We start from the raw sequence: 11,624 nt of genomic DNA on the forward strand, positions 1-11,624 counted from the left end.
TAAAATTATTATATAATTAGTAGTTTTCCTACATGCCAATGGGGTTCAAATTAAATTATTTTAAATTTACCAATACTATGTTATAATATACATAAAATTATAGCAATTATTTATTATTTTAAATACATATTAGTAAAGGAGTTATACTTATGGGTTTTAAAGAAAAACTTGGATCATACTACACAGAAGCATATCTAAAAAAATATGGAGATAGAATTACTCAAGTTCAAGGTAATGTAATTTCAGCTAAGGTTGAAAAAAAATCTATACTTTGGATTCTTAATAAAATTACAGTAATTTTACTTGTAAAACCTGAAAGAAGTAAAAATGTTATCAAATGTACTTATATAAAGAAAAAGTGGTTTAAAAAACCTGAATTTATAAATGTATCCCAGGGAAATTTTATACTTGTACAAGGTTTAAAGGGTAAAAAAGGGAAAGAAAACCGAGAATCTATTGAAATAATAAATGTTAGAAATATGACTACAAAGAAAGATTTAATACCTATGGAAGGTAATATACAAAAGGTAAAAAAAGTACAAAGAATTAAAAAATAGAACTTAGCTTTAACTAAGTTCTATTTTTCATTTATTATATGTATATGATCTATCTCCACATTTTTTAAAGCCTCAAAAACTATATGTAAGGTTTTTGAATTAATATCTTTACCATATTTATTGTAATAATTAACAGCATGTTCTTCCCTTTTTTGGGCCATTTCTAATAGTATACTATCATTATCATATTTATCATAATTTATTTTAGTAAGTTTAGGCATTTCTCTTATTCTTGCTAAATTTTTATGAACCATAGCATGACCATATTCTATATTAGCCAAAGCCTTAAATAATTTTGATACTTTTTCATTTTTAGCTAATTCTGAAGCTTTCTTATAAAAATCCCCATTAAATACTTCCAATTTTACGGCATGATCTAATATTTTAAACACTTCTCCATTTAACTCTTTCTCTTCTAGTCTATATATAAATTTTTCCTCACTTAAATATTTTATAGGGGCTCCACATATAGGACAAAATTTTATAGAATCAGTAGTATTTTTATCTAAAAAAGCTTCCTTATTTAAATTATAATTTCTTTCATTTATTTCTATACCACAAATGTTACAAAACAACTTTTGCATAACTTCCCCTCCTATGATTAATTGTTCTATATAATATGTCATAAAGCTATTAAAGATTATACACCTAGAATAAACTCCCAACTTTATTATACAGTATAACATAACTGTATTAAAAACAAAAAAATTTTTTGCTTCTTTTAAAGATTATCCTTTTATAACTTTCTTATTTAGTATTCAGTAGAATATATTTGAAGTTTTCCTCATATTTATTTAGTGTTAGTATTTTACAGGAGTTGAAATATATTTTTTATGCTTACAAAAAGAAGTACTTTTTTTAAAGAGTCCCTTACATTAATAGTTTCTAATTTAACTACTGGGGTTTGTGCTTTTACTTTTTCTATACTTATTTCTAATAAACTTGGTGCTGAAGGTATGGGACTTTACGGACTAATTATGCCTATTTATGATTTATTCACTTGCCTTATAAACGGTGGTATGACTGCAGCTATATCTAGAAATTGTGCTATTTATTTTGGTAAAAATGATTTTGGCAATTTACATAAAACCGTAGAATCTACCCTAACCTTTGATGCTATATGGGCCATAATTGTGGTATGTTTTGTTTTTATTAATTCTTCTTACATAAGTTCTAATATAATAAAAGACACTAGATCTCTTAAGGCTTTGAGGGTTATATGCCCTGCTATGATTTTTATTGCTTTATCTGCTATATTAAAAGGATATTTTTACTCCATATCAACTGCTAAAGTACCTGCTATCATAGATATAGTAGAAAAAGGCCTTAGAATTGTTGTATTTTCCCTTATAATTTATTCCTTTAATATTTCTTCAGTATCTGGAACTGTAACTACAGCTTATACTACTCTTACTATAGGGGAACTTGTAAGTTTAATTTTTCTATATTTTTTTTATATAAAAAATAAATTGAAATTTAAATTTAGCTATAATGAATCTGAGGATAGTCTACAGCTTCTCTTTAACGTACTTATAGTATCTTTGCCCTTATGCTTAAACGGTTTTTTAACTACGGGTTTATATACATTATCAACCCTTATAATACCAAGAAGGTTACTAAGTGCTGGAATTAATTACAGAGAAGCTTTATCATTGATGGGAAAATTTTCAAACATGGCCTTGTCTATTCCTTTATTCCCTTCAATAATATTAACCTCTATTTGTACTATATTAATACCTGACTTATCTGAGAGTATGAGTAAAGGTAACTACTTTTCTATGGAAAATAGAATAGAAAAAATTATAAAAATAGCCCTAATATTAAGTTTAAGCACCTTATGCGTTTGTGCTGCTATACCTAATGAATTAGGTTTCATGTTTTTTAATAGAAAAGACCTAGGAAATTATATAAAGTTTTTATCCTTTTCTACTCCCTTTGTATATGTTTCTATTATAAGCTATGCTATATTAAACGGTATAGGGAAGCAGAAAATACTTTTAAAAAACTCAATAATTGTAGCTGTAGAGGATTTGATACTTTTATATATGCTAACAGGTTTGTCTTTTATAAATATATACGGCTATGGTATAACCTTAATAATAACCTCTATAACCTCTATAGTACTAAACTTTGAAGAAATAAAAAAACATTGTTTTATAAAAATAGACCTACATGAAAAATTCATATATGCTTTATGCACAATTTTAGTATATCTTATATTAAATCTATTAAATAATATAATATCATTACAAAATATTTATATAAGAAATATTTTAATAATACTTTCTGGATTCTTCTTAATGTTTATCCTTATAAATATTACAAATAAAAAACATTAGATTAGCAAGAAAACTCCTTGCCAATCTAATGTTTTTTATCTTATTCTTTTTCTAACAAACTTAGGTATAAACTTTATTAATTTAGAAGGCATTCTATCTAAATCTTTTTTTCTTATGCCACCTATTAATATCAATGAATAAGCATATATAAATACTCCTAGTATTACAGCTGCCAAAGTTCCAATTGCATTAGCTATATAAACTCTTTTAAGTAAAAACTCTATAAAATAACTAACTAAATTATGAAAAGGCACTATTATAAATCCCATTATTTGTGCAGCTATAAAGGGCTTTATCGCAGGAGTTATGATATTAAATTTAACCTTTAAAGATTTTTTAATCATTCTATGATTTAATATAATAGGTACCAAAAATCCAATAGCGCTACCATATATAGCACCTTTTATATTTATATTTGGTTGTGCTATTAATAAATAATTTGTGAATATTTTAAAACATATTCCAATCAGAGAATATAATGTAGCAGCATAAAGTTTCCCTATACTTTGAAGTATAGTAGTTTGTATCTGAGCTACAGCCATCAAAACTAAAACTATAACACCATATCTCATTATTTCTACACCGCCACCTATATGAAGCATTTTATATATAGGATCTGCTAAAAATCCTAATCCTACAGCAGCTGGTATTGCAATTAAAAAACAAGATCTAAAAGCATAATTTATGTTGCTTTTAACCTGTTTTTTATCCCCTTTAGCTGCAGCCCCTGCTATAACAGGAAGTACCGCCATAGATAATGAACTTATTATAGCTATAGGTACATTTATAAACTGTTGATACTTGGCTAAATATCCATAAAGTACGGTGGCATTAACTTCATTAAATCCAGCTACCATTAGTCTGGCCTTAGTGTTATATACATCTATCAAAGCTCCTGCTGAATTCATACCTACGCACAATGTTATAGGCAATCCATAATGTATAATTTTTTTCATCAAATAAACTACACTATATTTTTCATCTTTTATGTTACTTTTATCCTTTACTTTTATAGCCCCATTTTTTTTATGACAATACATCAAAAACAAAGCTGAAGCTAAAGCTCCTAATGAAGTCCCAATAGTACCTCCTGCACAACCTGCTTCCAATCCATATTTTATAAATATTGCTGCAAACAATAAGGAAAATATTACATTTATAAGCTGTTCTATAACTTGAGATATAGCAGTAGGTGTCATATTACCCATACCTTGAAAATATCCTCTATAAGCAGAAGCAACAGAGGTAAATAAAATAGATGGTGCTAAAGCCAATACTGATAATTGGGCTTTTGGGTACCCTATACGCTTAGATAGAAAACCTGATGCACAAACGGTAAACAGGGCCATTGCAAATCCTAAAAATAACAACATATATCTTGCAAGTCTAAAAGACTTTAGAGCATCTTTATAATTTTCTGTTGCTATAAGCTCTGATACAAGCTTAGATATGGCTACAGGTATACCAGAATTAGTTAAAATAAATATAAATGTAAAAATTTGATAAGCAGCCATATAAATACCATACCCTTGATCTGTAAGTATATTTATTAATGCTGGTATGTAAATTAAAGAAAAAACCTTTGCCAGCATTCCAGCTATGGATAATATGGCAAATCCTTTAGTTACTGATTGCTTTTTCATAATGTACTCCCCATCCCATACTTATATATTATTAAAACTTAAACACATCTTTTTTTATTTTCTTAAAAATCGGTGGTAAAGTTTCTGCTATGGTTTTGTTTTTCATATATTCCAAATTTCCCATAGTGTCTCTAAATATAAGTTTATAGGAATATAAATATTGATAACTTAATCCATACTTATTGTGGAAGAAACTATTTAATTTTTTATCTCCATATTTAGAATCCCCTATTATAGGATTTCCTAAATGACTTAAATGCGCTCTAAGTTGGTGGCTTCTTCCTGTTAAAAGCTCTATTTCTATGAAGGAAAAAGACCCACAGGTCTGAATAGTTTTGACCTCCATAGCTATTTCTTTAGTATTAGGTTTTGGTTCATTATATATTTTAGACATATTAGTATCTTGATTTTTAGATATATAAGCCTCATAAATACCATCTTTAATTCTCCCCTTTACTAAAGAAGAATAATATTTTTCTATTTTTCTATCTCTTATCATTTCATTTAGAGTTTTTAGTGATTCATAATTTTTACCAAATATAACTATACCAGAAGTATTTCTATCTAATCTATTGCAAGGTGCTGGTGTAAAAGTAACCTCTAGTTCTGGAGTGTAATCCCCTTTATCGTAAAGATAAGACAGCACATAGTCTGTTAAAGTAGGCTCTCCTTCTTTCTTATCTGAATGAACTAAAACTCCTGGCCACTTTTCTACCAATACCATATTTTCATCTTCATAGGTAATCTTAAGATTATTATCTATTCTAACAAACTTCTTTTTTTCTCCCTTAGATTTCACATTGAATGACTCTACTATATCTCCTTCTTCCAAGAAGTTCTTTTCCTTAGATTTTTTACCGTTAACCTTTATTTCACCTTTTCTTATAGCTTTATATATAGCACTCAAAGGTACATCCTTTAACCACTTTCTGCAAAACTTATCTAATCTTTGTCCCGCTTCATTTGCGCCTATTACTATTTTCATGAAAACACTCCTTACAGTACAACTTTATTATTTGTATATTGTGCATCCTTATAAATTCTATGTGGTTCTACTTCATATATTACCTTAAATACACATTTCCCTTATAAATTATGTAATTTTTGCTTATATTGCATATACTAACAACTTATTATATATTACTATTATATTTTTATCAAGTAAATACCCTCTTATTCCAAACTGAATACCTATTCATATCACATTAAATATAATCCACATGATGCTACTATATATTTAATGTTATAATCCATAAAATTAATATTTTGTATAAATTATCTTGAATTTACTTTTTGTGTATGATACTATACATTTATCAATCAGTTAGTTTAAACTAACTGATACTTTCTAATCGTTTAGCTACAAGGGAGGTTTTATAATTAGTCTATTATAAAAATTTTTTATATTAAAAATAACAATAAAGTATGTTAATTTGAAGGGAGCAATTTTTATGAAAAAGTTTAATACAAAAATTATCAGTGTTACACTTGCATCTTTAATATCACTTACTACAAGTGTTCCTGCTTTTGGAGCTACATACAATAAACCTCCATCATTAGAAGGAATTTCAACTATTGAAAAAATTAATTCAAACAATAAATTCGCAGAAAATTTAAGGGAGAATATAAATTTTATTGAAATAACAGATAATTATCTTGAATATACTGAACTTAGAAATGATGGAATGTATAAAATTAAAGAAAATATTAATGGCACTGATGTTTCTAGTAAAGTATATAAAATGGTTAATGGAAAAGAAATATTATATTCGAGTATTTCTTCCCATTTAGAAGGATAAGCTGTCAAAAGTACAGAATATAATTATATTAATGGTAAAACTGAAACGTCAACTCTAAAAGCAGAAATATCAGAGAATAAAACAGTTGAAGAAAACCAATTATTATCAAGAAGCACATACAAAAAATATATTCGTACAGATAGATACGGAGTAAGCTTAGTAGGTAAAAGAGTTTCAGTTGGTGCTGCAGCTGCTGCTATAGTAGCAGTTACACCTTATGTTGGAATTTCTGTAGCAGCTAAAATAATAACCACAGCTATAGTCACTGGAACTGGCGGAGGAGTTGCTTCTTTACCGAATTATTTATATGTTACAAGCAACGTATATAGAACAAAGAGTTCTGTTGGAAAATATTATACTAGATATGAAAACACTTACTATCTTGATTCAAAAAGAACTCAACGTGTAGGAAGCTGGACATTTAGTAAAAGGGGATAACAATTATGAAAAATAATATGACATCCAAGCAAATAATACTATGGACAATTCTTATAATAATCTTACAGATATTTTTAAGTTTAATTTTTTCTAAACTTTTTAAAACTAATTGGAGTTTTAAGAACACTTTTTGTAATATATCCTCTCTTGTATTTTGGATTGTATATATTATTGTAAATATAATAATATGGAAGATGACAAAAAGGTAAGGAGAAAATACTTACCTTTTCATATCTATTGTTTATTATATAAGTACTGTAATATTGCATTAGATATAACGTTATTAACAATGTATTTTTTTATTATAAATAGTAATATTTAATTTATTGCTTTTTTAACACCTTCAGTTAAACCATTTACTATTTTTACTTTATATTCTTCAGTATTTAAAAGCCTATCCTCTTTAGCATTTGACGAAAATCCCATCTCAACTAAAACTACCGGAACATTTGGCCAGTTGAACCCAGTCATATCCTCTCTCTACTACACCTCTATTGTTCATATTAGCTGATGCTACCATTTCTTTAAGAATTATATCTCCATATTTTCTGCTTAATTTATTAATTTCTGAAACATATCCCCTTTTAGATGGCATAAGCATAGAAGCTCCCTCAGCCCCTCCACCATCTTTAATCTTTTTTTCACATTATTTTCACAACCTATTTAAAATTTAATTCAACTTTTCTTACTAACCTTATATTATGAATTTAAAATATCAAAAGCAGCCCTGCAATGAAGTGCCACTCCTAATGGTAAGGAATCTTCGTCCACATCAAATAAACTACTATGGGCAGGATGCACTATGCCCTTTTCTTCATTCCTACAACCTAAATAATAGAATATTGAAGGCTTTTCCATGGAAAAATAAGCAAAACTTTCAACTCCCATGCTTGGCTCTTCTAACATCTCTATCTTATCTTCTCCTATTACACCCTTTGCAGAATTTATAAAACTATTTAGCATTTCATCATTATTATAAAGGCAAGGATAACTCTCCTCTATATCTATTTCACATTCACCTCTCATAGCTTTACATATACCATCTACTATTTCAACCAATCTTTTTTTAACATATTCTCTATGTTCAGTTTTCATAACTCTTATAATACCAGATAATACAACCTCCTCTGGTATTATATTTTGAGCTGTACCACCATGGATAGTTCCTATGGTTAACACCCCTGGATCTGTAGGAGGTAATTCTCTACTTACTATGTTTTGAAGAGCCACCACCACATTACTAGCTATAATTATAGGATCTACAGAATTATTAGGTCTAGCTCCATGGGATCCCTTTCCTTTTATTTTTATGGTAAAGGGATTTGAAGCTGCATTTACTACTCCCCTTCTTAATCCTATCTTTCCTGTTTCTATTTTTTCCTCCATATGAAGACCTATAATAGCATCTACTTCCGGTTCTTTAAGAACCCCTTCTTTTATCATAATTCTAGCTCCACCAGTAGTCTCTTCTGCAGGTTCAAATAATAATTTTATATTCCCATTTAATTTATCCTTTATAGAATTTAAAACCTTAGCAGTACCTAAAAGTATGGCAGTATGAGCATCATGTCCACATGCATGCATTTTACCTTCCATTTTTGATGAATAATCACAAATATTTTTTTCTTGAAGTGGAAGAGCATCCATATCACCTCTTATAGCTACAGTTTTAGATCCCCTCCCTCTTATTATGGCACAAACTCCTGTACCTGCTGTGTCATAAAATTCTATATCTTCGTTTTTTAAAAATTCTTTCACTTTTTCACAGGTTCTAAAAAGATCATAATCTAATTCTGGATGTTTATGAAAATCTCTTCTTAATTTTATAACTTCATTTTTTATATCTAAAGCTTCCTTTAAAAAATTTATCTCTCCCATATTTACCTCCAGTTATTTAAGTAATACAATTGAATATTTTATCTTTTATTTATAAAATATATATTTGTATTTAAACTCTGTTTATACCTATTCCCATTTTATTTCTATTGAATCTCCATCCTTTAAATCATCATAATACCCCGCACTCTTACCGTTTAAAAGAAGAACTAGCTTTCCTTTAGCTACAGATAGATCAAACTCCACATAATTAAATATATCCACAAAAATATATTTGTCTTTATCTTTAAGAATAATCTCCTCGTTATTTACTCTAACTTTTATACCTGTTTCCTTAATATTTAAATTTTCTGTTTCTATTTTTTCTTCTTTATTGTCTTCTTCATTCTCTATATATTCTTTTGTTAAAGCAGCCTCTTTTTCACCTAATGCTTCACTTTGTAAATCTTTGCTCTTTAAGTCATTATCCTTACTCTGTGTATAATTATTTTCTATTTCTTCCTGAATACTTGTTTCATCATTTGTTTTAATTATTTCTTTTTCTACCACATTTAATTCATTATTTTTTTCAGTTATTTCTTTTTCATCCGCTTTATTTTTTTCAGAATTTTCTTCTTTATTTTTTTCTATTTCATCTCTTAGTTTATATATTCTATCTCCTTCTTTTATTATGTAATCTTCCTTAAGTTCTTCTCCATTTAAATAATATTTATAGTCCTTTAAATTTTCATAATACTCCTTATAATGGCCTAGAGTTTCAGGGAAGAAAATTTTAACATTATCCCCTTCTTTAATTATATAATTTACATCTTTTTTATCACCATTTACAAAAGCTAAAGGAGTTAAATTTTCTATAATATCATTTATAAAGAAAGTTGTAGAGTATACTTTCTTTATATAATCCTTTAAGGTTGGCTTTGAATCCTCACCATTTTTAGCAAATTCAATTTCTATTTTATCTCCTTCTTTTATATTATCTTCAACAGAGGCTTTTACTCCATTAATTTTTATTAATGCATTGGTAGCTAATGTTCCAAATGCCATTCTTTTTATATTATTTAATGTAAATCTTATACTTTTACCATTCCTACCTAACAAAACCTTAGGATTTATACCTGCCTGAAGCATTACATCCATGACTGTATGTTTATGGGAATTAAAAAGACTTATTATGCTTCCATTTAACATTACGTCTATAAAATCATTTCCTAATCTTCTTATAGATATTAAACCTATTCCTAGAACTGTCACTCCTTCGCTACCAAATTTATTATTCTCAATACTACAATCTATAACCGCATCTCTATCCTTTATAGCAGCTCTTTCTAAAGGCATATTAAGTTTTTCACATAAAAATTCTTTCAAAAGGGGTGTATGAGCACCTCCTCCTACTAAAAATATAGCATTAGGTGATTTCTCTCCATTTATTTCAATTATTTTGTTTCCTATTTCCTCTGATATCTTCTTAACTACTGGTTCTATAACTTTTTTTACATCCTTTGATGGAATTTTATTAGTTAGTCCTAAAACATCTATATATTCTACGGACTCTGATTCTGAGCATTGTTTTTTTATTTTTTCTGCCGCTTCAAAATCCACTAAAAAGTTTTGAACAATAGCTTCCGTTACTTCATCACCTGCTAAAGAAACCATTCCAAAGGCTGTTATACTATCTCTGCTACATATAGCTATATCTGAAGTTCCTGCACCTACATCTATTAGAGCTAAATTTAAAAGTCTTAATTTTTTAGGAATAGCAGCCTCCATGGCAGCTATAGGCTCTAAAGTTAAGCTATCTACTATAAGCCCTACTTTTTTCATAACAGAATAAAGGCTATCTATAACATATCTTGGAAGAAAAGTTGCTATAACCTCTGCTGCTATTTTTTCTCCCTTTTGTAATAATAAGTTTCCTATAACATAATCATTTAAATAATAATTCTTAACGGTATATCCTACACAATAAAGTTTTCCACCAGATTTTTTACTTACTTCTTCCTCTGCCTTTTTTACTGATGTAAGCTCCAAACTTCTTATAGTATCCTTATCTATTTCCTTTTCATTATCCATATTTAATTCAGATTTCGCAGTATATGTTTTTAAAAATCTTCCTGCGGCTGCAATAGAAACTTTATTTAATTCTATACCTATCTTTTTTTCTAAATTTCTTTTTACTTTTATTACAGCATTAGCTACTAAAGAAACGTCATGAATTTGACCATCTATCATAGCCCTTTCTTCATGTTCTACATAACTTTCTTCTATAACATGAAATTTCTTATCTCTTACTACTCCCACTGCTCCTAAAATTGAGCGAGTTCCTATATCCAAAGCGAATACTATATTCTGTTTGTCAAGATGATTTTTCTCCATAGTATACTACCTCTTTTTCTTAATTTAAAAGCTCATATTCTTTAATTTTTAGAATATGAGCTTAATAAAATTATATAATATTATATTCAAAGATTCAACAAAAGCAACTTTTTTAAAACACCCCTATGTGTACATAATAATATCCTGACTTTGCATTTAAGTTATTATTTATATAAAAAAGTACTTAAAAATATACTATATTTCTTATTGTTCTACTAAAGTTATTACACCATTATTAGCATTTATATAAGGTAAATTTTTTACAATATCACAAATACATTTTTTTGTTTCTTTACCCTTTTGTTCTATGTCCATTTCCGTTACTTTATTAAAACATAGCATATGACACCAAAAATCAACGAAATCATCTCTAGTTATAAATTCTGTTCCATTCTCTGTTTTTACTATGAATCCTGTTTTAAAACTTTCAAGAATTTCTAAATTTTCTATTTCATTATGATCTAAAATGCTGCATACGTCATCCCACATTTTTTTAAAATGAATCATGATTTTTTCCTCCTTAAACTTAAATGCTTTTAATTTTCGTCATATTTTTCAAATATAGTATACCACATTTTCCTTTTATGTCAAACATATTAAAGTCTATAAAAGCATTTAATATATATTATTATATATATT

The 11,624-nt window shown here is 27.7% G+C and carries 11 protein-coding genes; 3 read left to right on the top strand and 8 right to left on the bottom strand.

Features of this window, described 5'->3' with window-relative positions; translation table 11 throughout:
* Positions 1-149: 149 nt before the first annotated feature.
* Positions 150-557 (top strand): hypothetical protein, encoded by a 408-nt coding sequence (locus tag ACYUEW_RS08930; protein WP_003486607.1) that lies wholly within the window; start codon positions 150-152, stop codon positions 555-557.
* Positions 558-577: 20 nt separating this feature from the next.
* On the opposite strand, the gene ACYUEW_RS08935 is transcribed toward ACYUEW_RS08930, so the two are convergent.
* Complete coding sequence (locus ACYUEW_RS08935; protein WP_042385202.1) at positions 578-1,141, bottom strand: ferritin family protein; 564 nt, start codon at positions 1,139-1,141, stop codon at positions 578-580.
* Between the two features lie 249 nt (positions 1,142-1,390).
* Between ACYUEW_RS08935 and spoVB the strand changes: the two genes are divergently transcribed.
* A complete protein-coding gene (gene spoVB, locus ACYUEW_RS08940; RefSeq protein WP_003486610.1) occupies positions 1,391-2,896 on the top strand; it encodes a stage V sporulation protein B in 1,506 nt (501 codons plus the stop codon).
* A gap of 35 nt (positions 2,897-2,931) precedes the next feature.
* Here the strand turns inward: spoVB and ACYUEW_RS08945 are convergent, their stop codons facing one another.
* Entirely contained in the window at positions 2,932-4,539 is a 1,608-nt protein-coding gene (locus tag ACYUEW_RS08945; protein ID WP_003486612.1) for a putative polysaccharide biosynthesis protein, read from the bottom strand.
* 31 nt (positions 4,540-4,570) lie between these two features.
* Entirely contained in the window at positions 4,571-5,524 is a 954-nt protein-coding gene (locus ACYUEW_RS08950) for an RluA family pseudouridine synthase (protein WP_460276605.1), read from the bottom strand.
* A gap of 466 nt (positions 5,525-5,990) precedes the next feature.
* On the opposite strand from ACYUEW_RS08950, the gene ACYUEW_RS08955 reads away from it, so the two are divergent.
* Positions 5,991-6,338, top strand: a complete 348-nt coding sequence (locus tag ACYUEW_RS08955; protein WP_460276606.1) for a hypothetical protein — start codon at positions 5,991-5,993, stop codon at positions 6,336-6,338.
* Between the two features lie 756 nt (positions 6,339-7,094).
* Here ACYUEW_RS08955 and ACYUEW_RS08960 read toward each other — a convergent pair.
* From ACYUEW_RS08960 to ACYUEW_RS08980, 5 genes are all read right to left on the bottom strand, one after another.
* Positions 7,095-7,202 carry a hypothetical protein gene (locus ACYUEW_RS08960; RefSeq protein WP_231701362.1) on the bottom strand — a complete coding sequence of 36 codons (108 nt, stop codon included), beginning with the start codon at positions 7,200-7,202 and terminating at the stop codon, positions 7,095-7,097.
* A gap of 1 nt (position 7,203) precedes the next feature.
* Positions 7,204-7,371 (bottom strand): hypothetical protein, encoded by a 168-nt coding sequence (locus ACYUEW_RS08965; RefSeq protein WP_242651484.1) that lies wholly within the window; start codon positions 7,369-7,371, stop codon positions 7,204-7,206.
* A 104-nt stretch (positions 7,372-7,475) separates the two neighbouring features.
* Positions 7,476-8,654 carry a M20 metallopeptidase family protein gene (locus ACYUEW_RS08970; protein WP_265204123.1) on the bottom strand — a complete coding sequence of 393 codons (1,179 nt, stop codon included), beginning with the start codon at positions 8,652-8,654 and terminating at the stop codon, positions 7,476-7,478.
* Positions 8,655-8,741: 87 nt separating this feature from the next.
* On the bottom strand, positions 8,742-10,985 hold the full coding sequence (locus tag ACYUEW_RS08975; protein WP_003486623.1) for a cell division protein FtsA: 2,244 nt from the start codon (positions 10,983-10,985) through the stop codon (positions 8,742-8,744).
* 204 nt (positions 10,986-11,189) lie between these two features.
* On the bottom strand, positions 11,190-11,492 hold the full coding sequence (locus ACYUEW_RS08980) for a hypothetical protein (protein ID WP_003486626.1): 303 nt from the start codon (positions 11,490-11,492) through the stop codon (positions 11,190-11,192).
* Positions 11,493-11,624 lie beyond the last annotated feature (132 nt).

This window comes from Clostridium sp. CTA-1, assembly GCF_054768215.1.